A 23,709-nucleotide genomic window follows, 5' to 3' on the forward strand; every position below is an offset into this window, starting at 1 on the left:
TCTGCATGGATTCTCCATATATTTCTGTTATTCTACTAAATGATTTTATGATAGTTAGGGGTAATGATTTATGTACCAGGTTCTATCCGACATTAGCAATTTCCTGAGCACTCCATTTCTCTCCATGCTGAATTCCTCAGGCCAGCTTCCTCTTCTGGCAGCGTTTTTACTAGGCATTGTGGGAGCTTTGGCGCCATGCCAGCTGACAGGCAATATAACCGCGATCACTTTTTACGGAAATAATAGTATCCAGGAAAAGGGACATGCGGCAAATGCGGCTTTTTTTATACTAGGGAAAATTTTTGTCTTCTCGCTGCTTGGATTTATTGTCTGGACGATTGGCCAGGAATTCCAGAATACGCTGACAGTCTTTTTTGCCGCTTCCAGGAAAGCCATTGGACCTCTCATTATTCTTTTGGGGCTTTTTTTGGCGGGAGTGGTCAAATTGGGCTTTCTGAACAAACTGTTGTCATTTGACCGTACCGGGCAGCCACGCGGAAAATTCGGTTCATTCCTAATGGGGGCAGCATTTTCGGTATCATTTTGCCCCACGATGTTCATCCTGTTTTTTATTACATTAATGCCGATTGTGTTGAGTTCATCGTATGGTTTTGTTTTACCATCTGTTTTCGCAATAGGAACATCTCTCCCACTAATCGTATTTTTAGGAATCGTTTGGTTTCTCGGCATTGATGGCGCGCTTCTTCGCAAAAGCCGAAAAATTGGCTACATTGTACAGAAAATAGCAGGAGTTTTCCTTATTCTGATTGGCTTGCTGGATACTCTAACCTATTGGTAATCGAATTATTTATTGACAAATCCTTTCTTCCCATACTAAAGTATTTAGTGTCAACCAATATATACATATGGTTAACATAACAAAGGGGAGAATAAAATGACGTACGAACAATTAAGATTAAGAAGGATGATCCTTGCGGCATTATTTGCAGCTATAACTGGTGTACTGGCGCAGATGACCATTCCTTTGCCGCTCGTCCCAATCACCGGCCAAACACTGGCAATCGGCCTAGCCGCGACGATTCTAGGCTCCAGATATGGAACCATGTCCATTCTCGTATATCTTGCTTTGGGCGCGGTGGGCGTACCTGTTTTTGCTGAAATGAAATCTGGCATATCTATTCTATTTGGACCTACCGGGGGCTACCTCGTCGGTTTCATCCCAAGCGCCTTTATAATCGGCTGGTATATGGAAAAGACCTCTTTCACTATGAAAAATGCGATGATTGCCAATACGATTGGGATGATTGTCACACTTGCGTTCGGAACTGTTTGGCTAAAAATGTCCGCGGGACTGCCATGGGCAGGAGCTCTTAAAGGAGGATTCTATCCCTTCATACCGGTAGGGATCATTAAGGCCTTTCTTGCCGCCTCTATAGGAACCGGAGTCAGGAAGCGGCTTGTTTCAGCCAACCTCCTAGCCACCCTGGATAAAAGCATGAAACATAGCGCATAAAAAAATGGGAAGCGGCTGCTTCCCATTTTGTTTTTTATCCCTAGATATAACTCGGTTCCACAACAAATATTTCCATTCATTCACATTGCCTGTTTTCCCGTTCTGCTATATACTTTTATTTATCTGCAAGAAGGAGGTGATTCCATGATAGACTTGCTTGCGGAGCTGTATGACATGAATGCCTGGACCGCGATTTATACCGGTATCTATCTTGGGATTGCTCTGAAACTCTTGATCGATTTGGGAACAGAAATATCCTTCGCGGAGTTTGAAAAACAGGAAACAGGCTTATCCGCTTTGCACCTTTCGACCATCCAGGATAAGAACTTAAGACAGAACGTTAATTCCATTCTCTTCTGGATTGGAAAATATATACGAATAAAATACGGTTCAAATGACGATTCGGAAGACCAGCATTTCCTCCCTGCTAGTTAATTCAAACTAACTATCACCAGGAGGAAATATGAAACGTAAAAATAGTCTTTTATTGTCATCTATTCTTTTTATTGCAGTTATGGCCATGACTGGCTGCTCATCAGCTTCAAATGGGGACTCGGGCTTTTTCACACGCTTTTTCGTCCATCCATTCGGTTCGGCCATTCATTTTCTTGGCGAACTGTTTGGCGGAAATTACGGCCTCGCGATTATCCTGATTACTTTTATCATTAGACTCGTGCTTATGCCACTTATGCTTGGCCAGTATAAAAAACAAATGATCATGAAGGGGAAAATGGATACCCTAAAGCCGGACCTAGACGAGCTGCAAAAGAAAATCAAAGCCGAAAAGGACCCCGGCAAGAAAAAAGAGTTGCAAAGCCAGACGTTTGCCCTCTACCAAAAGCATGGCGTAAACCCATTGAATATGGGGTGCCTACCTATCCTGATCCAGATGCCCATCCTTACGGGCTTTTACTACGCAATCCGGAATTCGGCGGAAATTGCTTCCCACACCTTCCTATGGTTCAACCTCGGAAGCCCGAATATCGGAATTACCTTGATTGCGGGACTTATCTATTATCTTCAATTCAAGGTGTCCCAATCAAGCATGCCCGCCCAGCAGCAGGAGCAAATGAAGTTCATGGGGCTGCTTTCGCCAATCATGATTGTGATGTTTTCCTTGAAGGCACCTGCCGCACTTCCACTTTACTGGACAGTCGGCGGAGCGTTCCTCATTTTGCAAACACTGATCAGCAGGCGCCTTTATCAAGCCCCAAAGGCAGAGGTAAAAGTTTCTCTTCAAAAATAAGAAAAGCGCAAGCGCCCGTTTTGCGCCGTATGGACTGGAGGGCCCCGATGGAGATAAAGGAAACACGATGAGCGCAAAGCGAATCGATGTTGACTTATCGTAGCGAGGGGACCGAAGTACACTAGGCGCTGGGCGCTCCTCGGAAAAGAAGAACACTTTTCCTTCGTGCGATGCTATGCTGCCGAAGCGTTACTTGTGGAGCTAGACAAAGAAAACCTTCCCGGCGATAAATTCCGGGAAGGTTTTTTGTTTATTTTTCCAAAAGAGCGATTGCCGATAGGACCATCAATTCAACGCCAATCTTCATTGCTTCCTCATCAACCATGAATTTCGGGTGGTGCCATATTTCTTTAATCCCTTTTTCTTCATTGCCGGATCCGAGCCAAACATAGCAGCCTGGAACTTCCTGCTGGTAAAAGGAAAAGTCCTCTCCGCCCATCGTTGGCTCGGCTACAACCGTCTTCTCCTTGCCGACAACCGTTTCGGAAACTTCGCGGACAATCCTAGTGACCTCTGCGTCATTGAATACGGCCGGCAAAAGGAATTGGTAATCAATTTCCGCTTCCCCGCCAAGTGCGGCGGCTGTATTGGACACAACCTGTTTGAAGGCTTCGGCTATCTTTCGCCTCACCAGTTCATTCGAGGTCCGAACCGTTCCCTTTAGCTTCGCCGTATCCGGAATGACATTATTTGTTGCGCCTGCCTGGAACGAACCAACAGTTACGACTGCGGATTCTTTTGCGGAAATTGTTCTGCTTGCAATTGTCTGGAGCTGCCCGACAATCGCGCTTCCTATTACAATCGGGTCAATTGTTTTTTCCGGAAGGGCCGCGTGCCCACCTTTGCCTTTAATCGTAATCCAAAAATCGTCGACACTAGCCATTAAAAATCCATCTTTAACCCCCACCGTACCAGTTGGCAATTCCGGGCTGTTATGAAGGCCGATAATCGACTTGACTCCATGAAGCAAACCTTCCTGGATCATGCCTTCCGCGCCTCCCTCCGCTTCCTCGGCAGGCTGGAATAGTATTCTGACATTTCCAGGAAGATCTCCGGCCAATCCCTGAAGGACAATGGCAGCACCCAGGGCAATGACAGTATGGACATCATGGCCGCACATATGGCTTATCCCGTCTATTTTCGAACGGAACGGAAGATCGGATTCTTCCTGGATTGGCAGAGCATCGATATCTGCCCGTATTGCAACCGTTGAACCTGCTTCCCTTCCCTTTATCTCAACTGCAGCGCCTGTTGGCAGGCTCAAAGGGATTGTCTTTATCCCGTTTTCCTCAAGCCACTTTATAATTTGGCTTGTCGTTTTGAATTCCTGGTTGCTCAGCTCCGGATACATATGAAGCTGCCTTCGCATCTCAACCAGCTTTGGATACAATTGTTCAACTTTTTCTTTAATTACAGAGGCCAATTCATTGTTTACCACTGCCATCTATTTTTCCTCCTAATAAAAAACGTGGAAACTCATCTTTCTCTGACAACAACGAGTTCTCCCGGAGGGCTTGCAAAACAAAAACCCATTATCATTTAAAATTACCCTATTCCCTGGCACTTTGGCAAATGGCATATCATGGGCCACCCTGCTATTGAGCAGGCCACGATAATTTTCGTACTGTTATTCGTACACGCTTACCCGTCGTTCAATTTTTCCAACCATGGCTGTCATGAGAGTTGTAAGCAATAAATAAATAGCCCCCACCATTATAAAAATCTCCATATACCGATACGTGCTACTTATGATTTGCTGCCCGGTACGGAGCAGATCATAGAGCGCAATCGTGGAAACCAATGATGACTCCTTGATTAGGGCGATGAACTCATTCCCTAACGGCGGGACCATACGACGGAAGGCTTGCGGGATAATGACATGCCGCATTGCCTGGTGGTTACTGAGCCCAAGAGACCTTGCAGCTTCCATCTGCCCTTTGTCAATTGACTGGATGGCTCCCCGTGCAATTTCGGCGATATAAGCGCCGGCGTTCAGCGACAGGGCAATGCAAGCAGAGACGAACGGCGGCATCGTCAGAGCGCTGAACATCGAAGGAATCGCGAAATGGATAACAAATAATTGCAGCAATAGCGGCGTTCCACGGACCGCCCATACGTAAAAGCCGCTAATTTTTGAAAAAAACCTAACCTTGGACACCCTCCCTAGTCCTAAAAACAGTCCGATTATACTGCCTGCGGCAATCCCAATGACCGCTATTTCAACCGTCACAAGGGCCCCTTTCAGCAAATAGGGAAGATACGTAAGCGCAAATGTGAAAAATTCCATTGTTTTCTCTCCTTACTCTTCATCACACCCACCCAATAATTCCTAGTTGGTTAATGCTTTGTTATTTTAGTGCTAATTACCTCGTAACAACTAACCCAGTTTTCTCTCTTTTATCCCAATCTTGCTTAAAGCGTCTACTGTTTGGTTACATCCTCCCCAAACCATTTATCGCTAATTTCCGTGAACGTGCCATTCTCTTTTAGTTTTTCGACAGCATCGTTTAATGCTTTTTCGAGTGAATCATCCTGTTTACGGACTGCGATTCCCACTGGCATCTTCAAAAATGGATCTCCCGCCACATCGAAAACTTCAGGTTTAAGTGTTTCATAGTATCTGCCGACAGCCTCTGCGACGATTACGCCTTCAACCCGGCCGAGCGCAAGGTCATTAAAGACATCCGTGTATCCGTTATATGCCTTCAATTCTTTTACTCCCTCAATTTCTCTCGCCGCACTTTCACTTGTCGAACCCATTTGGACCCCGACTATTTTCCCTGACAGATCCTCTTTTGTTTGAATATTGAGCGGGTTGCCGCTTTGTACGGCCAGAATTTGTCCCAATCTTAAATATTCGACAAAATCAACTTTTTGTTTCCGCTCTTCGGTAATGCCCATTGAGGACATAATGATGTCATACCGTTTTGCGTCAAGCCCAGGCAGGATTCCGTCCCATGCGGTAGGGATAAAATTAGCCTTTACGCCAAGCTCGTCAGAAACTGCTTTGGCCAGGTCAACATCAAAACCAACCAATTCATTTTTGTCGTTTCTGTAATTCATAGGCGGGAACGTATCATCAACAGCAATGGTAATCTCGCCTTTCTTCATTATTTCATCCAACGTGTTCCCATTTGAAGCTGAGGTTTCCGCAGCTTTCCCGGCTGCATTTGGAATGTCGGGCTTTCCCCCGCAGGCGGTCGCCATTAATGTCACTGCAAGAATAAGTACAAACCAGATAGCTTTTTTCATGATGCTTCCTCCTCTAATTCTTTAGTTCTCTAATTCTCTAATTCTTTAGCGAGATAAAGTTATGTTGTTTATTTTAGCGGGGAAGTTTTTATTTTGCAAGAATTTTTTTATGGTAGAGTCATTTTCACAACTTTTAGGAAAAGCGTTCAAGCAAAAAAAAAAATAAGCCCCCTTTCATATTAAAAGAGAAGCTTTCCCAGTCATATCAAGGAAATATGGAAGGGTTTTTAATTTATGGCCTTAAGCAGGTTTTAAATATTTAATAACAAATTAGGGGAGAATACGTGAAAATTATTATTCTAGGAGGGTTTTTGATTATTACTCAATCCTTAATACTTTCCGGACTTTTGTTATTTGCAGTACATTCTGAAGAAGCGTCTCAAAGGGCAAATGAAATTTTTTCAAAAGAAACGGTTACAGAACTTAAATTTACGGATGAAATTATCGAGAAGGGTACGGAAATAGAAGTAAAAGAACATGCCACAAAAATGTTTATTTATGCGTTGTTAAACCCTTGGTTAGTGCACGATGCTTCGGATGTTTACTTTAAACAATACAAAGCAAAAAAAAGTGTTGAATTGGATGGACCGAGACCAGAAAACATCCGCCTCTGGATTAAAGATATTAAAACAGGTGATAGGAAGTATACACATATCATTACAGTCCTTTTACCTTATGAAAGTGTTACGATCGACGGTACGAAAAAACTAAAGGCATCGGATAGAATTATTTATGCAGTCAATGCCAATCAACTTTCGTTTTGCCATGGTTCAGAGGGGAGGAGAAATTGCGTCAAGCTATTACACTCTTATCATAAAGCAATTAATGATTAGCTTATTTCCAGTTTCAGATCAAATCCAAAACAAATGCAAAAACGCTAAGGCATTTTCCAGGACCTAAGCGTGTTTTTTTTTATGAATTTTTTTGTTAAGCCCCTTTCCAATAAAGGATAAACCCAAGTACAAATAGGATTGGGAACATAATCATAAGGACTCCAACCATTGCAAATCCACTGCCTTCACTTATAGCATAAAGCCTACCAACCAGCCACGAAAAAAATGGCGCAATAATAAGCATTGTGGTTTTTCCCCAGACCCTTAACTTTTTGTCTTTGGATTTTTTGTTACTTTGAAGAACAGCAAATACGATCCCGGCCATCAGGATGGCTGTCGCGATTCCTTCATATACCAATTCCATCTTCCCCTCCGTCCAAGTCAACTGAAGATAAAGGCTGATACTCATTTAAAATGTATCATGCTTACTCCCTCAAACGATATGCCCATAAATGTTTAATCACTTATCAAGCTGTGGCTTCCTTCCAATGTTTTTGTGGCTTTAAAGTATTGGTCGTGTTTATCTCCATAATCTACTTCCCCTTCACCTGGCCCAGTATATGGAACATCAATTAAATGGTTGGATAAATCCTGTAAAATTCGTTTAGCATCGATAATTTTAAGGACGTTTCTCTCCTCCACGCCTTCTTTGCAAAGTTTCATAACAGTATTTAGATCATCCTGCAGCGGAGGATATAAAACGAGCTTTGCAACTTTGTTCAATTTTTCGGGAACCTGGTAGCATTCCGAACCCTCCAACACACTCCATTTCTTATCCTTTTGATCTATAAGATTTCTATATAAATCATCCGCGACAAGCCCTGTTAACAATTGTGAAGAAGTAACAATCTGTTCATTGACAGTCGCGATTTCATCCTGGGTAAGGTTTTTGTATATTTGCTGCCTTAGTTGGTATCTTTCTTCGGCAGTCATGGCCGGCTTTAGCGCATACGGATTAATCGATTCAACTATTTCAATGATTTGGCCGCGGCTTAATTTTTCCAGTTGCCGTACCCTGTTTTTATCTTCTTTTAAATAGCCCAGCACCCTGCCTTCGATGGCTGAAATGTCCAATGGGCCAAAGTCTTGGCTGCCAGTTCCTCGGAACCAGTCGTCGCTTAGAACAAAGATGGCCGAATCCGGGATTTTGATTGAAGGCATATCTTCCTTAAAGTCTTCTTCGTTAATATAAGAATGTGGAAGTTTCTTAGCAAGATAGGCTGCCATATCCAGCCCACCCCTTCTTTTCTTTGCGTAAAAGGCCTCTAGCTTCTTGCTGTCTATATATACCTGGCCGTCTATAATTTCGACTGTCTCCCCTGGAAGTCCCACGACCCTTCCCATGTAATAGTCAGGTGGGTTAACTAAAATATTGTCACCTGGATACTTATAATAAACAATTGTTCCCCTTTGAAATTGATTTGTTCGTTCTATAACTGTTTTCCGAAGTCCATCAATAGATTGAAAATCATGGTTTCCTCTGTCCATATTGTCGGAACCATACTCAATAATGAATGTATTGCTTCCTTCTTTAACCAAATCGATTTCCGGTTTTGTTATGTTATCTTGAATAGTCTCCTCCGCCCCATGATTTGGGCCGCCAAAAAAAGATTTATTGATATCCTGATAAAAAAGCAGTAAAAACAGGGAAGCAGCCAAAGCAGTGATCAAGTAAGGGTGAAGCGAAGGTTTAATGTTGGCATTTTTTACTTCTTGGCGAAGCGAGTTCCTGATTTTCTCTTTCTGGAGTTCTGAAAAATGTACCCCTTTGAGGGTGGAAGAGTTCATCGCTTTTCGCAGGTTTCTAAGGTCCTTTTCCATTTTACCTCCTCCTTTCCATCAATATTTTTAATTTAAGCCTTGCCCTTTTTAGCCTTGTTTTTATCGTGTTTCTATTTATTTTTAAAATTTCACTTATTTCTTCAATCGATAGCTCATCGTAATAATGGAGGGTTATAACTTCCCTGTATTTAATGGGCAGCACCAGAACACATTCAGACAATATTGCCTCTTCACAATTCTTCACGGTGACCATTTCAGGAGATAGTTCAGGAGATTTAGTAAGTGCAAGCAAACTTGAATTCATGAAAACCCGTTTGAAAAATGAACTTTTTAGCAAATCCTTGCATTTGTTAATTGTGATCCTGAATATCCAGGCTTGAAAGGAGACGATGCTATCTAAGGTTTCATATTCTTTGTAACAAGTAATGAAGACTTCTTGGACAATATCCTCGGCCAGATTCCAATCCTTTGTGTAGTTATAGGAAAGCTTGGTCAATCGGTCTCCATATTGATCCATAATCCCCTCGAACCACGCATCTTTATCATCAGGATTTTTATTTACCTCGCCATTCAATCTGTTCAACCCGCCATCACCCCATTTCCGCTTACTGCTAAGACGACTGAGCCAGGATTTGGTTTCATTATTTTTTACTAAAAAAAGAAGCGCCGACTCCAGCACTTCTTTTAAAACACCCCGCCAATAAGGAGGCCAATATAAACCAATAAAATACCGCCGGCCAAGCTTGCGGCCATGTATTTCAGGCGGGAATTTCTCCCGGGCGCCTTAACAAGTTCAATCATGAACGTGGAAAACGTCGTAAGGGCGCCGGTAAAGCCGATACCGAATAAGGCGTACACGTTTCCGCTTGCCGCCTTCCCCGCCAAAAACCCCAGCAGCAGACAGCCGATAAAATTCGCAAGCATGGTGCCGATCGGAATTCCTTCCCCTTTATTCATCCGGCGCGCAAGGAACATCCGGCAGGCCGCTCCAATGAACCCGCCGGCGGCAATCATTAGCAGCTTCATCACTCCACACCCCCTCTTTTCACGAAAGCCGTCCTGTATCCTAACCACGCAAGAACTATCCCGCCTGCGAAGCTGATTACTAAATAAGCTAATGTGTAAAAGTAGTGCCCTGTTTCGAGCAGCTTTACCAATTCAAGGCAAAAGGTTGAAAAAGTTGTGTATGAGCCGAGTAGCCCTGTTGAAAAAGCGGCTGATAGATGAGGGTGGAGCTTTTTGAAAGTGCCGAACCTTGCGGTGAACCAGCCAAGCAAGAAGGAACCTGACAGGTTTACCAACAAGGTCCCATAGGGCATCACCGATTCTGGAGCATGCAGGTACGAAAGGTAATAGCGGAGTATGCTGCCAATTGCACCGCCGAGGCCGACAAATAAGTATGTCAGTTTAACCACATTCTTTCTATGTAAAAATCAAGGCGAAAAGCCTAATAAGCATTATTCCCGTGAGAGCTTTTTAAGCAAATTCTCTTTTACCAAAGGCCACTCGCATGCGAGGATGCTATAAACGACTGTATCTCTCAAATACCCGTCCTGAAGCTTCCTCTCTTGCCGAAGGAGGCCTTCCTTCACCGCGCCAATCCGTTCAATTGCCTTTTGGGAAACCTGATTCCTGCCGTCCGTTTTAAGCTGTACCCTGTTGAACCCAAGTTCCTCGAACGCTGTTTTTAAAAGCAGATATTTGCACTCAGTATTTACGGCCGTTTTCCAAGCTGATGGATTCAGCCATGTCCAGCCGATTTCAAGGCTCATGTTTTGTGGGGAAATATCAAGATATCGTGTGCTCCCAATTATTTTCCCATCCGTTTTTCTTCGAATGATGAAAGGGAATTGGACCCCTTTTATTTTCTCCTCCAAAGCTGTTTTGACAGCATGCTCCATTTCGTCTCGGCTGTCTATTTTTGTTACCATAAACCGCCATATCTCCTTTGGCATGGCAGCCTCCCACAGCGCATCAACATGGCTTGTGTCCATTGGATCAATTATTACGCTAAGTCCTTCTATAGATCCTTGAATATGCATGTCCACTCTCATCCCCTAACAAATACAAAAAGCCGCCGGAAAAGCGGCAGCCCTTTTGTTAAATATCCTGGAAATACTCCTTGTAATACCCGCCAACTTTACCAGTTTTGTCGACGACAAAAATAAATTCATCCGTTTCATTTTTAACATCATAAACCTTACCTGGAGTTAGGACGTTATTTACGATATATTTTTTTGCGTCGGAGTGGACACATTTGACTTGCTTCAGTGTCTCTTTTTCATGCCAGTTCAAATGCAGCATTTTATAGCCCCCTTTAAAGTATCTGTTCTCAGTATAATGAATTGGAGGCTGTATCTGCAAGGGGTTCTGTGTGTGAAGTCCATGCCAATTCAATCTTCGGGGTTTCCTCAAGCAACTTAATCTTATCCATTTCAAATGTAAATACATCACCATTTAATGGATTTTTGAAAGTCATATAGGATGTATCGCAAATGGTATCTTTTCGGATAAATTGCATATTCGTATAATAGGAGTTTCCGTATTCGAGATAATATAACTCATTTTCTTTTTTCATTTCTCCATACCTCTTTTCTATATAGGGTGGCACTATTCTTTACCACGAGAAGAAATTGTCCTAAACATCTCTGAAAATTCGTTGAATGGAGAATAGCAACCAACCGATTAGTAGGAAAGTTGGAGTGCAAGTCCTTTTGAACTGTTTTTTAAATATTTTCGAAAAAAAGCTTCCCAAAAGCTAAGTTAAGCTTTACAATGTTAGAAACTGAATATTCAATCTACGTTTCAAAGGAGGGCATTACAAACCAATGAAAATTATGAGCAATGAGCAGCTTGTCGTTTCGTATCGTGATGCAATGAAGTCTGGAACGGAAAAAGAATGGATTAAGGTTCTGAAGGATGAAATTCAGCGCAGGGGGCTCAGGCCCTTCAAGAAGTAACGAACCATCGCCATGTGAACTCAGCCGCCGGCAAAATGCCGGCGGCTGTTTGAATTTTTTTAAGCAGGAGACGTATCTACTCTTGGATTGGCAAGCAAAAAAGCATCAAAAAGGATGCTTTTACAATTAGCCTTTAACAGAATTATGCGTAACAGGACCTAATGACATTTCCTTCAAATATTCTTCGATTTTTGCCGCGGCTTCTTCAAAGCTCTTCGCATAGATGTTTTTGAATTCACCAAAGTATTCAAGCTGTTTATGTTCATACATCGGGTCGTAATAGGATTCAAGCAGAACTTGAATCATGGCTGAATAATTTTTTTGGGTTAAATACTCCGCAAGCATCGCCTTTGCTTCCTGCGATTTAATGCGTTTCATAATCCGTTCCAGTGCCGATTGCACTTTTTCGTGATACCATGGCTCATCTTTGTAAGGGGTAATGTATTCCTGTTCAATATGGGTGATCCGTACCTCGATGGGCAAATGGATTTGAATATGGATGCCATTTGTCTTCACATCCATTAGTTCATCTGGCTGGACAATTCGGCCGATCCGCTTGCTTTCGGCTTCCATAATCGTATATGGAGCTTTGTCCAATTCGGAAAGCCGCTCATATAAAAGTGCGTCAAACATCTTTTGTGAGTGCCCTTCTCCAAGGCCGATTGCGCCGAATATTGATCCACGGTGCCCGGCCATCCCTTCAAGGTCCACAACAGGATAGCCCTTTTGCGAGAGCATATGTAGGACCACTGTCTTCCCTGTACCTGTCATCCCATGGATAACGACTGCTTTATCGGGCAGGAGTTCAGGAGTTCGCTTTAAAATATATTGCCTGTATGCCTTATAGCCGCCCTGCAGCCTGCGTGCAGTTATTCCTGAAAACTCAAGGAATGAAGTAACCGACTTGCTCCGATTTCCGCCGCGCCAGCATTGCACGACAGGCATTCCGGTTGGACCCGCATGATCACGGATTGTCTTCAGCATGTTTGGTATCTTTGGCGACACTATCTCCATCGCAAGCCATTTAGCTGCATCGGAGCCTTCTTTTTTGTATAGGGTCCCTATCTCGGCCCGCTCATCATCCGTAAAAAGAGGAACGTTCAAAGCGCCGGGAATGGCCCCTTCCTTAAATTCTATTGGTGAACGAACATCGATCACGACTGGGTTTTTTGCATTAAATAATTCTTCTATTGTAATTTCTCTCAAAATTTGATTGGCACCTCTGTGTTTTATACTTTATCTTTTTATTTTATAGGATTTGCGCTTATTTGCAAATGCCCCGACTTAATTCAGCTAATCGTTTATTGATTTGGCGCCACAAATCCTTTATTACCCATTGAAAAAAATGTCTGATTTTTGACAGTTCTGGATATATTGAAAAATTCCTGGATATATCTTAAAAAGTTACGGATATACTGAAAAATCCTTCGATATATTCAAAAAAGTTACCGATAAACTCATCTATTCATGTTCAAGACAAAAAATATCTCCCTTTAACAAAAAAAGGCTCATCCAAAAGGATAGCCTGTCAATTCTCTGATTCCTCTGCAAAGAATGTTCCATTTAGCGGGATATTTATTTGTACCGCTGCATGTGTAAATTCCCGTTACTGTTTTCATATTAACTGTCCAGTTGAATCCATCGAGAACAATTCCTTCCCCCGGAAGATAATGTTTATCCCAGTTCCAAATTGCCGACCGGTATACACGAGTTTTAAAAAACGCCATATCTCCCGGTGTTTTTGGCTCGGTATTGGAAGGAAATCTCGGATTATCTATATCACGCCATTCAATAGCCGTAAAATACCCTTTAATAAAATCTACCCTGAGCTGATAGGCTCCGATTCCGGGCATTTCGGCATAGACGGATAGGTATACCGGCTGTTTGCTCGGTTGAATAGAAATAAGCCCTTTATTTATCCAAAATAATTCTTGTTTTTTATTAACTGCCGAGTAAATATCAGACTGGTTTGGCTCAATTCCTGCATTAACGAAAAGCTTGCTTGCTTCATTGTATAGGGAGGAGATTGGAAGCGGCCCTTTCTCGTCCAGGATTCTAATGATTCCTTCATACAGCCACATATCCCCCCAACCTTCCTTCCTTAATTTTCTCAATTCAGACTCTTCTTCTAGTATAATAAATTCCCTTGAAATCCTCTGTAACAAATCGCACGTTTCAAGCCTAATTCGAATTTTTGAATGCCGTTAATTTGGGTAAACACCTTCCAAGGAGGGTGTTATGTTAAACAATTTTGCGAAACAATTCAGGGTGCCTAAAGGCCTTTTGGGAAAAATTGCAGGAAAAATTATGTTTTTAGAAAACAAGAAACTAAACGATTGGACGATACACCAGCTTTCCATTACAAACGGGCAAACGGTTCTAGAAATCGGATTTGGGCCAGGATACGCAATAGATAAAATTTCAGAAGGTTTTATAGATGTACGGATTGAAGGCATCGACCTTTCTGAAAAAATGAAAGAAGCAGCAACCAAAAAACACGAACACTTATTAGAAACCGGAAAACTGAAATTATGGTGTGGGGCAGTTTCCGATTTTAATGTGGAACCTGAGAAGTATGACCGGGTCTTCTCGGTCAACAATTACCCACTCTGGGACAATCCGCAGGGAACTTTGGAATTGATTGCACGTTCACTAAAAAAAGGCGGCAAAATGGCTATTACCGTCCAGCCAAGAGAGAAAGGTGACACCGATAACACAGCCAAGGAACTCGCGAAACAGCTCGAACATGATTTTTATAAAGCAGGGTTGATCAACATACACACTTCTCTTAAAAAAGTACGCCCCACCCTTGCAGTTTGCGTGACTGGGGAAAAACCACATTGATCGGATGTGGTTTTTCCTTTCTCACAAACAGGCCATTATTGTGCACGCAGGCCCTCTTTTTTAAAACAAGAGACCAGCTCCTCCAGTTCATCCATTTTCCCCTCATGGAGAAGTTGGACAACTTTGCTGCCGGCAATCACTCCATCACAGTGGGCAGCGAGTTCACGTGCCTGTTCCCCGCTTGAAACGCCAAATCCGGCGAAAACGGGAATCCTGCTGGCCCTTTTTACCTCGGCAAGAAAAGCGCCCAGCCCTTTCTGGAAATTGGTTCTCCCCCCGGTAACTCCTTTTACAGTAACCGCATATAAGAAACCATTCCCTTTTTCCGAAATTGCCTTTATCCTTTCAATTGGAGTTGTCAGCGTGACCAGCCGGATCAACTCCACTCCTGCCTGTGAGATAAAGGGGGCGAGCAGATCCTCCTCCTCTATGGGAAGGTCGGGTATAATCAATCCGGCAATCCCGGCTTCCTTGCTGTCACGGCAAAAATCAGCAATTCCATATGCGAGAATAGGATTTAAATAGGTCATGACGATAATCGGGATTGAAATTGAAGCCCGGACGCCTGCTATCTGTTCAATGGTTCCCTTTAAAGTCGTTCCGCTGGCAAGCGCCCTTAACCCGGCCTCCTGGATTACCGGACCATCCGCTACCGGATCGGAAAAGGGAATTCCGACTTCGATTGCGGATGCGCCCAGCCTTTCAAGCAGGACAAGCCTTTCTGCCAGGCATTCCAGCCCGCCATCACCCGCCATAATGTACGGCACAAAAGCTTTTTCATTGCGATTTTTTAATCGCTTAAGGTTTTCAGCCAATTTACTCATGCGCTTCCCCTCCTTCAATTTTCGACCTAACCGTTTCGACATCCTTGTCTCCTCTCCCGGACAAGCAGACAACGACCGATTCATCCGGTTCCATTTTTGCGGCAAGCTTTACCGCAAAGGCAACAGCATGCGCGCTTTCGAGGGCAGGGATGATTCCCTCCTTGACGGCCAGCAGCTTGAATGCGGACAGCGCCTCTTCGTCCGTAATCGAATCATATTCGACGCTTCCCCTATCCTTTAGGTAGCTGTGCTCCGGCCCTACGCCAGGATAGTCAAGTCCGGCCGAAATTGAATGTGCCTCCTGAATTTGGCCGTTCCGGTCCTGGAGAAGATACATGAAAGCTCCATGGAGGACGCCTGGTTTTCCTTTTGTTAATGAAGCGGCGTGGTATGGCGTCCCGATTCCGCTCCCCGCAGCTTCAACGCCGAAAAGCTTTACGTCGTAATCTTCAATAAAATCGTAAAACATTCCTATCGCATTGCTCCCGCCGCCGATACAGGCAACCAGGGCATTCGGAAGGCAACCTTCTTTTTCGGCAAATTGCCTTTTCGTTTCCTTGCCAATTACACTCTGGAAATCCCGGACGACCATCGGGAATGGGTGCGGGCCCATGACAGAACCCAATAAATAATGCGTGTCATCCACATTGGCGACCCAGTAGCGGAGCGCCTCGTTCACAGCATCCTTCAAAGTCGAGCTTCCTGAATGAACACTCACAACTTTTGCTCCCAAGAGCTCCATCCTGAAAACGTTCAATGCCTGCCGTTTGACATCCTCCGCCCCCATAAATACGATGCATTCGAGGTTCAGCAAAGCACAAACCGTGGCTGTTGCAACGCCATGCTGCCCAGCTCCAGTTTCCGCAACAATTTTCCGTTTTCCCATCCTTAATGCCAGCAGCGCCTGCCCAATCGTATTGTTGATTTTATGGGCGCCGGTATGGTTCAAATCCTCCCGCTTCAAATAAATCTTTGCTCCCCCCGCATGGCTTGTTAGATTTTCAGCAAAATATAGCGGGGTTTCCCTTCCGACATACTCCTTTAAAAGCCTTTCCAGCTCGAGTTGAAATAAAGAATCGGTTTTCGCCTCTTTGTATGCTTCTTCCATTTGTAAGATGGCCTGCATCAATGTTTCCGGAACATATCTTCCCCCGAAAGTACCGAAATGGCCCTTCTCGTCCGGCATCGTGTATGTTTTCATCATGCTTCTCCTCCTTATTGCTTTGCAGCAAGAATGAAATTTTTCATTTTATTCAAATCCTTCTTTCCATCCGTTTCAACTCCGCTGCTGACGTCCACCATAAATGGATTGGCGGTACGTATGGCTGTGACGACATTTTCACTGTTCAATCCTCCAGCAAGAATGAATCTTTTGCCGTCCAACACCGCTCTTTGTAGCATCGACCAGTCAAATGGAATTCCTGTTCCTCCTCTATAGACGCCTTTTGGGCTGTCGAGCAAAAAGCCAACGCACGCATATTGCGTAACCTGCTCAAGATCTGAAGGGCTTCCGATATTGAATGCTTTTATAACCGGAAGAGAAATTCCTTTACAAAAATCAGGGCTTTCCTCCCCATGGAGCTGGATATGGGTAAGGCCGCAATATTCAGCAATTTCTTCAATTCTTTGTTTTGGTTCATTTACAAAAACGCCCACCTTATAAATTTGAGATGGCAGTTGAGCGATAATCTCCCTTGCAAGCCTGGGGGATATCCTTCTTTTGCTATCGGCAAAGACAAAACCAAGTGCGTCCACCCCGAACTCTACTGCTTTTATAGCAGTCCCGGCATCCATAATCCCGCATATTTTCACCTTCATCGCTGTGCCACCTCCATCTTTGGTACAATGAATTCCCGAAGGCTTGCCTTAAGGCTTCCGCTCTCCATCAGCGTCTGGCCAATCAGCAGGCCTTGTGCACCCGCCCTGGCTGCCAGCTTTGCATCCTCAGCCGTTTTCATGCCGCTCTCGCTGATCAGGCACGCTCCGGAAGCGCGCACCCTTGGCCCCAAAGCTGAAGTTGTTCCCAATGAAACATTGAAAGTCCGTAAATCACGGTTATTGATACCGATTATTTTCGCCTCGGCACTTTGAGCTTTTAGAAGGTCCTCTTCATTATGAATCTCAACAAGGACCTCAAGCCCAAGCGATTTCGCATAAGTATAGAGAGACTGTAATCTGGTTTTTTCCAGTGCCGCCGCAATCAACAGGATGATATCGGCGCCAGCTCGAAATGCATGGTTGATCTGGGATTCATCAATAATAAAGTCCTTGCATAGAAGCGGCAAATCCACTGCATTCCGCACCTCCCTCAGGTCATCGAATGATCCTTTAAAAAATTTCTGGTCTGTTAGCACCGAAATAGCCGCTGCTCCTGCCTGCTCATATATTTTCGCCTGCTCCCCCGGCAGAATATTGCCGCTGATCAATCCTCTGGATGGGGATGCCCGTTTATATTCGGCAATAATGGCAAGATCCCTTGCCTGCTTCAGTGTTTGGATGAATGGCTTTCTTTTCGGCAGGTTCCTGGAAAGGTAAACGCCTTTTCCTTTTAAAAGGGCAACTTCCTTTTCTTTTTCCGCTAGAATTTTATGTAAAATTGTCTCCACTTAGATTGCCTCCTTTCGTATCCGAGCGGAAAAGTCCTTCAATCCTTCAAGTTTTTTGTAGGCTGCTCCCGAATCAATGCTCCGCCTCGCTAGTTCAATTCCTTCGATAATGCTTTCCGAGCTCCTCGCCGCGAAAATTCCCAATCCGGCGTTCAACAGGACTGTCTCCCTGAACGGCCCTTTTTTTCCATGCAAGACGTCCAAAAGTATTTTTGCGTTTTCTCCGGCCGAACCTCCTTTTATTTCGGAATTGCTAAACGACTCAAGCCCTGCTTCTTCGGAAGTAAACTTTAAATACTTGATATCTCCATCCTCAATGATTGCGAGATTGTTTTCTCCTTCAAGGGAAGCCTCATCCAGGGAGCCTTTCCCATTGATGACAATTGCCCGCTTTCGGCCGAGTACTTTAAGCGTTTTTGCAAATAACGGTATGAACTCCGGTTTGTAAACCCCTACAAGCTGGTAATCCAAATCAACTGGATTTGATAAGGGGCCAATCAGGTTGAACGCTGTCGGAATCTTCATCTGTTTCCTAACAGCCATGATTTTTTTCAATTTGGGATGGACATGAGGTGCAAACAGAAATGAGATTCCCAGTTCCTCAAGGATTTCCTCGGAAACAGCGGGAGGTATATCAAGGTGAACGCCGAGATGCTCCAGCACATCTGCGCTCCCGGTTTTACTGGTAATACTCCTGTTTCCGTGCTTGGCTACCTTTACTCCCGCACCCGCGATTACAAACGCGGAAGTGGTGCTCACATTGAAGGTGGATGCTCCGTCGCCTCCAGTTCCGCAGTTATCCATAGCATTGCGCACCTTTTTGCCAAACCCAAACGCATTTTCCTTTAACGCTTTTGCGATGCCCGCCAGTTCATCCGGTGCCTCGCCTTTCATTTTCAAAGCCATCAGGAAAGCAGCGATTTCTGTTTCTTCTACTTCCCCGTTCAGCATCTTTCCTATTGCATCCTTCATTTCCTCTTCAGTAAGGGAAATCCTTTCAGACAGTTGGAGCAAGTATTCTCTCATCTCTATCCTTCCTTTCAATCCTTTTCAGGAAATTTTCGATAATTTGTTTGCCCGATGAAGTTCCGATCGACTCGGGATGAAACTGGATTCCATATACTGGAAAGTCCCGATGATGGACCGCCATGACCTCCCCGTCATCATCCGCAACCGCATCAAGTACCAAGGGCTTTGGGAGTTTAGATTTTTCTGCTGCGAGTGAATGATAGCGCATCACATTGATCTTCCCAGGCAGGTTCCAAAAAAGGCCGCTTCCGTTATGGGTAACCTGGGAAACCTTCCCGTGTCGGATTGACAGCGATTTTCTGACGGTCCCCCCAAACGCTTCAACGATTACTTGATGGCCGAGACATATGCCGAGGATGGGGAAATCCCTGTAAAGTTCCCGGACAATTTCCATGCAAATCCCGGAGTCCTTCGGCTTTCCCGGCCCTGGTGACAGGACTATTGCCGATGGGTTTACTTTCCGAATGTCTTGAATGTTAATTTTGTCATTTCTCGAGACCATGATGGTTTTCCCAAGCTCGCCTATATACTGATATAGATTAAAAGTAAAAGAATCGTAGTTATCAATAAGCAGGATCATGTCAGCCCTCCCAAAAATGCTTTTAGTTTGTGGATTGTTTCCTCGTATTCAAGATCAGGTATTGAATCGTACACAATCCCGGCACCCGCCTGGATAAAAGCTGTATCATCCTTAATGATCATAGTCCGGATTGCAAGCGCAAAATCCATCTCCCCGCCAGCCGACAGGTAGCCTATGGCCCCTGAATAAAGGCCCCGTTTCGTCCCTTCAAGCTCATTGATAATCTGCATCGCCCTTATTTTCGGGGCCCCGGAAACCGTCCCGGCTGGAAGGCAGGCAGCCAAAGCATCAATGGATGAAAATTCGGGCCGGAGCTTTCCCTTCAATTCGGAAACGAGATGCATCACATGGCGGTATTTCTCAATTTCCAGGTATTTGCTGACCTGTATTGTTCCAAATTCGCAAATCCGGCCAAGATCGTTCCTCCCTAGGTCGACGAGCATCCGGTGTTCTGCCAGTTCCTTCTCGTCATGCTTCAGTTCATTAGAAAGTGCCAAATCTGATTCTTGGCTTTTCCCCCTTGGCCTAGTTCCGGCGATTGGATTTGAGTAAACCGTCCTTCCGCTCACTTTTACAAGGCTCTCTGGAGAAGCGCCAATCACGTTGTATGCACCGAACTCAAAATAAAACATGTACGGCGACGGATTATGCGTCCTAAGCATCCGGTAGCAGGAAAAGGGATCACCGTTGAACTTTGCGCCCATCCTTTGTGAAAGGACCGCCTGGAAAATATCTCCCTCTTCTATATGCCGCTTGACTGCTTTAACTTTATCCATGAACACCTGTTTCGTTATCGTCCCGGTGAACGCTCCGAGTGAAAACGGCGCCGGATTCACTTCATAATGTGGCTTGGCCAGTTCAAGCGCCATGTTTTTAAGCTTTGCTGCAAGGCTCGCTGCAGATGTTGTGTCAAGGAGCGGTACGCCTGCTATGTAGACCTTTTGCTTCAGATGGTCATAAACGATGACGATTTCAAAAAACATGAAATGGCAATCCGGCATCCCAAGCCCCCCGTCAGGTTCAATGCCTATATCTTCATAAAGCCTGATTACATCGTAGCCCGCATAGCCCGCCGCTCCCCCAAAGAACGGGAATGGCACATCTGCTTCAATGATTGGCAACAGATTTTCGATAACCTTAAGCGGATTCCCCTCGATTGCCGTTTCCTCCCCGGCTTCCCCAATCAACCTGTTTTTTGTTCCTTCGCAAATCAATTCAAAAGCTGGAACCGCGCCAATGAAGGAATACCGGCCAGCATCCGTATGCTTTAATGAGCTCTCCAGGAGGAACTTTTTGTTTCCTTTCAGTTTTTGAAAAATGGACACTGGCGTCAGGGTATCTCCCTGCATTTCAATGTACTGGACCTTCAATGTTGTCCCGGTTGTTTCTGGCAACGCAATCACTCCTTGCCTCTCACGTTTTTTTTAAAATAAAAAAGTCCCCTATACACATAGGAATAATGTGTATAGAGGACGATTTTGTGACCGCGGTGCCACCTCAATTGGAATACCAAAACTGGCATTCCCTCTTTCAGGTACGAGAAATGTATCCGATACCCTATCCTTTTAACGGCGGAATCCGTGCAGCCCTACTTTTTCCATTCAGGCAACCTCTCGCAAGCCCATTCAACTTTCCTCCCTGTACCGGTTCGCACCCTTCCCGGTTCTCTGTGACAGTTAATGAAAGCCTACTCCCCTTGCTCAACGATTTGCTCTATTCAGTTTAATAAATCGTAGTCTTTTTTGAAGTTATTTAGTCTTAACAAAGCTCCAGAAAAATTTCCTGAAAAACAAAAAGGGCCCCTGTCCAAAAAAGGACGGGAGACCCGTGGTGCCACCTTCATTGGCTGTAAAAACAGCCCGCTTCGACCGTATCAAGCCAAATTGGCTAATACGCGCCTAATGTAACGATTAGGCAATTCGCCTGGGCCTACACCTTTTATAGGTTCGGTCAGGAAGCTCGGAAGTCCATTCACACAGGCATCGACACTGATTCGCACCAACCATCAGCTCTCTATAGTTTCTGCCTTTGCTACTCCTCTTCGTCATTGCTTTTGGTATTGTTTCTTATAATAATCCCGAATTTTCTGAATGTCAACAATTAAACTTTAATTTTGTTCGTCAATAAAGGTGTCGCTCAAATCCAGATGAGCGACAAAGATTTGCCCAAATTACTTTTCAACCTTCATTCGCCACTCTTCAGCAAGCTCTGGAATGGCAGCAAGCTTATGAAAAAACTCCTCGCCACCATTCCTATGCAGGACTGCCGAAGCAGCAGAAAGTACAGTTATCCCATGCTTGTTCCGTTCTATGAGGCGAATTTCTGATTTAGGCGTTATCATTCCTTCTTCCAGGACCCTAAAAAAATACCCGGTTAAACAGGTTTCATGAACCCTTTTTAGAAAAGGGTCAATTGAATTGAATGCTGAGATGGTGGAGCATGGGACTCTCCCCTGTGTAATTTGAACAGTTGTTTCGCCAATTTTAAAGATATCTCCAATGTAAACTTCTGACTCCTGCATCCCCGTTGCCGTAATGTTTTCTCCAAAAACAGGCGGTACAAGCTTCCTTCCGAATTCTTTTTCCCACAAAGAATAATGCTCGTAAGGATACAGGCATAGCGCCCTGTCCGGACCGCCGTGGAATTTTGTATTGGCAATCCCGTCCCCGATAAATCCGTCCTTAGTAAGATAGGCTTCTGCTACCGGATCTTTCCCAATTGCAGATACAAATTCACTTCCGTTCCTCTTGAAGCTTTTAGCTTTTCCGATTGATAGTTGTATGATTTTTGTTGTGACCATTATTTTTATCAGCCCGCTTTTCAAATAAAAGGATATATTCTTTTTACTACAATAAAGTGAAATGGTAAATAGTAAAGATACAGCCAGTTCATGTGTTCGTTTCCTGAAGGTTAGCTGCAGGAAATTCTTTTTATGTAAATATGTCGAAAAGGCGGTTCGGCTTACAATGGATTACAGCGAGAAGCTATGCCAGGAAACAGGCAAAAATAAATCAAAAAAATCTGCGGCTGTTACAAAGCAAAAGTGGGCAATCCTATCTTTATCATCGATTCCCCTTGTGATGACTTTGGGGAACTCAATGCTGATTCCGGTCCTCCCTGCCATGGAGGCGGAGTTATCGATTACTCCTTTCAAAACCAGTATGATTATTACTGTTTATTCCATTGTCGCGATTTTTTTAATCCCCGTCGCCGGCTACCTATCCGACCATATCGGCAGGAAAAAGGTCATTATTCCAAGCTTAATTATTACAGCACTTGGAGGGGCAATTTCTGCCTGGGCATCATGGAAGATGGATGATGCCTACTGGGTTATCCTGGCTGGAAGGGCATTGCAGGGAGTAGGGGCTGCAGGCGCGGCGCCGATTGTCCTGCCATTGGTTGGCGATATGTTCAAAAAAGAGGACGATGTTAGCAGCACGCTTGGCGCCATTGAAACATCGAACACGTTCGGAAAAGTCCTTAGCCCGGTTTTAGGCTCATTCCTGGCGGGAATTGTCTGGTTTTTACCCTTTGTTTTGATTCCAGTCTTTTGCGCCATTTCAATACTGATGATGATCTTTTTGGTAAAATGCCCAAAGAGCGATACAAAGCCAGTCCCATTTAAAACATTTTTCTCGAATATTAAAGACACGTTTACTAAAAAGGGACGTTGGCTCTATTCCATTTTCTTTATTGGCGGCATACTGATGTTTGTTCTCTTCGGAATTCTCTTTTACCTCTCAGAGGTTTTTGAGAAAGAGCTTGGCATTAAAGATATTAAAAAAGGATTATTCCTGGCACTTCCTTTAGGGGCACTTTGCTTGTCATCCTTCATTGCCGGAAAAGCCATTAAAAAGAATAAGGTCTTAATGAAGTGGCTGATCCTGGGCGGAATTTTAATGGCCGGGGTTTCAATCGCGGCACTCTATTTCTCGGAAAAACTCTGGTTTCTGCTGGTAATGTTTACGATATGCGGGGTTGGAATCGGGGTTTGCCTTCCTTCTCTCGACGCATTGATAACCGAGGGGGTTGAGAAAAAGGAACGCGGAACAATTACGTCGATTTATAGTTCCATGCGTTTTATCGGAGTAGCGGCAGGGCCCCCGCTAGTCGCCCTCCTGTTGAAAAAATCAGATGTCTGGATTTTCGTCTTACTAAGCGGGGCGTGTCTCTTATCCGCCTTGGTTGCCCTATTAAAAATCCGTCCTGGCAGAAAAGAACATCCCAAAAACGCGTAGGAGCAGCCGCATTTTTCGGCTGCTCTAAACTTTTCTATACA

General features: G+C 44.3%; 29 protein-coding genes and 2 other annotated features. Of the genes, 8 read left to right on the plus strand and 21 right to left on the minus strand.

Annotated features, from left to right (window positions below; genetic code table 11):
• The first annotated feature begins 70 nt into the window (after nucleotides 1-70).
• The 4 genes from AR337_RS04230 to yidC all read left to right on the plus strand — a co-directional run bounded on the left by AR337_RS04230 (nucleotide 71) and on the right by yidC (nucleotide 2,720).
• A complete protein-coding gene (locus AR337_RS04230; protein ID WP_059170739.1) occupies nucleotides 71-799 on the plus strand; it encodes a sulfite exporter TauE/SafE family protein in 729 nt (242 codons plus the stop codon).
• Nucleotides 800-895: 96 nt separating this feature from the next.
• The gene (locus tag AR337_RS04235; RefSeq protein WP_059170740.1) at nucleotides 896-1,474 is read left to right on the plus strand and encodes a biotin transporter BioY; all 579 of its coding nucleotides are present in this window, start codon (nucleotides 896-898) and stop codon (nucleotides 1,472-1,474) included.
• Nucleotides 1,475-1,618: 144 nt separating this feature from the next.
• Complete coding sequence (locus AR337_RS04240; protein ID WP_059170741.1) at nucleotides 1,619-1,909, plus strand: hypothetical protein; 291 nt, start codon at nucleotides 1,619-1,621, stop codon at nucleotides 1,907-1,909.
• 28 nt (nucleotides 1,910-1,937) lie between these two features.
• Entirely contained in the window at nucleotides 1,938-2,720 is a 783-nt protein-coding gene (gene yidC / locus AR337_RS04245; protein ID WP_059170742.1) for a membrane protein insertase YidC, read from the plus strand.
• Nucleotides 2,721-2,970: 250 nt separating this feature from the next.
• Here yidC and AR337_RS04250 read toward each other — a convergent pair whose 3' ends face one another.
• The 3 genes from AR337_RS04250 to AR337_RS04260 all read right to left on the minus strand — a co-directional run bounded on the left by AR337_RS04250 (nucleotide 2,971) and on the right by AR337_RS04260 (nucleotide 5,972).
• Nucleotides 2,971-4,164, minus strand: coding sequence for a M20 family metallopeptidase (locus tag AR337_RS04250; protein ID WP_059170743.1), 1,194 nt, complete (start codon nucleotides 4,162-4,164; stop codon nucleotides 2,971-2,973).
• A gap of 183 nt (nucleotides 4,165-4,347) precedes the next feature.
• On the minus strand, nucleotides 4,348-5,007 hold the full coding sequence (locus AR337_RS04255) for an amino acid ABC transporter permease (RefSeq protein WP_059170744.1): 660 nt from the start codon (nucleotides 5,005-5,007) through the stop codon (nucleotides 4,348-4,350).
• A 134-nt stretch (nucleotides 5,008-5,141) separates the two neighbouring features.
• Nucleotides 5,142-5,972: an ABC transporter substrate-binding protein gene (locus tag AR337_RS04260; protein WP_059170745.1), complete on the minus strand. Its 831-nt coding sequence runs from the start codon at nucleotides 5,970-5,972 to the stop codon at nucleotides 5,142-5,144.
• A gap of 284 nt (nucleotides 5,973-6,256) precedes the next feature.
• On the opposite strand from AR337_RS04260, the gene AR337_RS04265 reads away from it, so the two are divergent.
• Nucleotides 6,257-6,805, plus strand: coding sequence for a hypothetical protein (locus tag AR337_RS04265; protein WP_059170746.1), 549 nt, complete (start codon nucleotides 6,257-6,259; stop codon nucleotides 6,803-6,805).
• Between the two features lie 94 nt (nucleotides 6,806-6,899).
• Here AR337_RS04265 and AR337_RS04270 read toward each other — a convergent pair whose 3' ends face one another.
• The 8 genes from AR337_RS04270 to AR337_RS04305 all read right to left on the minus strand — a co-directional run bounded on the left by AR337_RS04270 (nucleotide 6,900) and on the right by AR337_RS04305 (nucleotide 11,165).
• Nucleotides 6,900-7,169 (minus strand): hypothetical protein, encoded by a 270-nt coding sequence (locus AR337_RS04270; protein ID WP_059170747.1) that lies wholly within the window; start codon nucleotides 7,167-7,169, stop codon nucleotides 6,900-6,902.
• A 92-nt stretch (nucleotides 7,170-7,261) separates the two neighbouring features.
• Nucleotides 7,262-8,626: a signal peptidase I gene (gene lepB, locus AR337_RS04275; protein ID WP_059170748.1), complete on the minus strand. Its 1,365-nt coding sequence runs from the start codon at nucleotides 8,624-8,626 to the stop codon at nucleotides 7,262-7,264.
• 1 nt (nucleotide 8,627) lies between these two features.
• Complete coding sequence (locus AR337_RS04280; protein ID WP_253701472.1) at nucleotides 8,628-9,170, minus strand: sigma-70 family RNA polymerase sigma factor; 543 nt, start codon at nucleotides 9,168-9,170, stop codon at nucleotides 8,628-8,630.
• A gap of 101 nt (nucleotides 9,171-9,271) precedes the next feature.
• A complete protein-coding gene (locus AR337_RS04285; protein ID WP_059170749.1) occupies nucleotides 9,272-9,613 on the minus strand; it encodes a CrcB family protein in 342 nt (113 codons plus the stop codon).
• Nucleotides 9,613-10,002: a fluoride efflux transporter CrcB gene (crcB, locus tag AR337_RS04290; RefSeq protein WP_059170750.1), complete on the minus strand. Its 390-nt coding sequence runs from the start codon at nucleotides 10,000-10,002 to the stop codon at nucleotides 9,613-9,615. The genes AR337_RS04285 and crcB overlap by 1 nt, the downstream gene beginning before the upstream one ends.
• 42 nt (nucleotides 10,003-10,044) lie before the next feature.
• The gene (locus AR337_RS04295) at nucleotides 10,045-10,629 is read right to left on the minus strand and encodes a GNAT family N-acetyltransferase (protein ID WP_253701503.1); all 585 of its coding nucleotides are present in this window, start codon (nucleotides 10,627-10,629) and stop codon (nucleotides 10,045-10,047) included.
• Between the two features lie 58 nt (nucleotides 10,630-10,687).
• Nucleotides 10,688-10,891: a DUF6501 family protein gene (locus AR337_RS04300; protein ID WP_059170751.1), complete on the minus strand. Its 204-nt coding sequence runs from the start codon at nucleotides 10,889-10,891 to the stop codon at nucleotides 10,688-10,690.
• A 28-nt stretch (nucleotides 10,892-10,919) separates the two neighbouring features.
• Nucleotides 10,920-11,165 (minus strand): hypothetical protein, encoded by a 246-nt coding sequence (locus AR337_RS04305; RefSeq protein ID WP_059170752.1) that lies wholly within the window; start codon nucleotides 11,163-11,165, stop codon nucleotides 10,920-10,922.
• 250 nt (nucleotides 11,166-11,415) lie between these two features.
• On the opposite strand from AR337_RS04305, the gene sda reads away from it, so the two are divergent.
• On the plus strand, nucleotides 11,416-11,547 hold the full coding sequence (sda, locus tag AR337_RS04310) for a sporulation histidine kinase inhibitor Sda (protein WP_059170753.1): 132 nt from the start codon (nucleotides 11,416-11,418) through the stop codon (nucleotides 11,545-11,547).
• Between the two features lie 126 nt (nucleotides 11,548-11,673).
• Here sda and mnmH read toward each other — a convergent pair whose 3' ends face one another.
• Both mnmH and AR337_RS04320 read right to left on the minus strand, forming a co-directional pair.
• A complete protein-coding gene (gene mnmH, locus AR337_RS04315; RefSeq protein ID WP_059170754.1) occupies nucleotides 11,674-12,753 on the minus strand; it encodes a tRNA 2-selenouridine(34) synthase MnmH in 1,080 nt (359 codons plus the stop codon).
• A 302-nt stretch (nucleotides 12,754-13,055) separates the two neighbouring features.
• Nucleotides 13,056-13,661 carry a hypothetical protein gene (locus tag AR337_RS04320; RefSeq protein ID WP_059170755.1) on the minus strand — a complete coding sequence of 202 codons (606 nt, stop codon included), beginning with the start codon at nucleotides 13,659-13,661 and terminating at the stop codon, nucleotides 13,056-13,058.
• A 124-nt stretch (nucleotides 13,662-13,785) separates the two neighbouring features.
• On the opposite strand from AR337_RS04320, the gene AR337_RS04325 reads away from it, so the two are divergent.
• Nucleotides 13,786-14,391 carry a class I SAM-dependent methyltransferase gene (locus AR337_RS04325; RefSeq protein WP_059170756.1) on the plus strand — a complete coding sequence of 202 codons (606 nt, stop codon included), beginning with the start codon at nucleotides 13,786-13,788 and terminating at the stop codon, nucleotides 14,389-14,391.
• Nucleotides 14,392-14,426: 35 nt separating this feature from the next.
• Here AR337_RS04325 and trpA read toward each other — a convergent pair whose 3' ends face one another.
• The 8 genes from trpA to AR337_RS04365 all read right to left on the minus strand — a co-directional run bounded on the left by trpA (nucleotide 14,427) and on the right by AR337_RS04365 (nucleotide 22,230).
• Nucleotides 14,427-15,215, minus strand: a complete 789-nt coding sequence (gene trpA, locus AR337_RS04330; protein WP_059170757.1) for a tryptophan synthase subunit alpha — start codon at nucleotides 15,213-15,215, stop codon at nucleotides 14,427-14,429.
• Nucleotides 15,208-16,416: a tryptophan synthase subunit beta gene (gene trpB, locus AR337_RS04335; RefSeq protein ID WP_172797509.1), complete on the minus strand. Its 1,209-nt coding sequence runs from the start codon at nucleotides 16,414-16,416 to the stop codon at nucleotides 15,208-15,210. Before trpB ends, trpA begins: the two co-directional genes overlap by 8 nt.
• A gap of 14 nt (nucleotides 16,417-16,430) precedes the next feature.
• Entirely contained in the window at nucleotides 16,431-17,033 is a 603-nt protein-coding gene (locus AR337_RS04340) for a phosphoribosylanthranilate isomerase (protein WP_059170759.1), read from the minus strand.
• Entirely contained in the window at nucleotides 17,030-17,821 is a 792-nt protein-coding gene (gene trpC, locus AR337_RS04345) for an indole-3-glycerol phosphate synthase TrpC (protein ID WP_059170760.1), read from the minus strand. Before trpC ends, AR337_RS04340 begins: the two co-directional genes overlap by 4 nt.
• Complete coding sequence (trpD, locus tag AR337_RS04350; RefSeq protein WP_059170761.1) at nucleotides 17,822-18,847, minus strand: anthranilate phosphoribosyltransferase; 1,026 nt, start codon at nucleotides 18,845-18,847, stop codon at nucleotides 17,822-17,824. It lies immediately after the preceding gene.
• Nucleotides 18,819-19,430, minus strand: a complete 612-nt coding sequence (locus AR337_RS04355; RefSeq protein WP_059170762.1) for an aminodeoxychorismate/anthranilate synthase component II — start codon at nucleotides 19,428-19,430, stop codon at nucleotides 18,819-18,821. Before AR337_RS04355 ends, trpD begins: the two co-directional genes overlap by 29 nt.
• Nucleotides 19,427-20,779 (minus strand): anthranilate synthase component I, encoded by a 1,353-nt coding sequence (gene trpE / locus AR337_RS04360; RefSeq protein ID WP_059170857.1) that lies wholly within the window; start codon nucleotides 20,777-20,779, stop codon nucleotides 19,427-19,429. The genes AR337_RS04355 and trpE overlap by 4 nt, the downstream gene beginning before the upstream one ends.
• Before the next feature lie 116 nt (nucleotides 20,780-20,895).
• Nucleotides 20,896-21,143 (minus strand) — a binding site (T-box leader).
• Nucleotides 21,144-21,239: 96 nt separating this feature from the next.
• Nucleotides 21,240-21,487 (minus strand) — a binding site (T-box leader).
• A gap of 113 nt (nucleotides 21,488-21,600) precedes the next feature.
• Nucleotides 21,601-22,230, minus strand: coding sequence for an MOSC domain-containing protein (locus AR337_RS04365; protein WP_059170763.1), 630 nt, complete (start codon nucleotides 22,228-22,230; stop codon nucleotides 21,601-21,603).
• Between the two features lie 166 nt (nucleotides 22,231-22,396).
• On the opposite strand from AR337_RS04365, the gene AR337_RS04370 reads away from it, so the two are divergent.
• Nucleotides 22,397-23,668: an MFS transporter gene (locus AR337_RS04370; RefSeq protein ID WP_059170764.1), complete on the plus strand. Its 1,272-nt coding sequence runs from the start codon at nucleotides 22,397-22,399 to the stop codon at nucleotides 23,666-23,668.
• The last annotated feature ends 41 nt before the right edge of the window (nucleotides 23,669-23,709 follow it).

The organism is Bacillus sp. FJAT-27445 (assembly GCF_001510665.1).
GTDB lineage: Bacteria > Bacillota > Bacilli > Bacillales > Cytobacillaceae > Bacillus_D.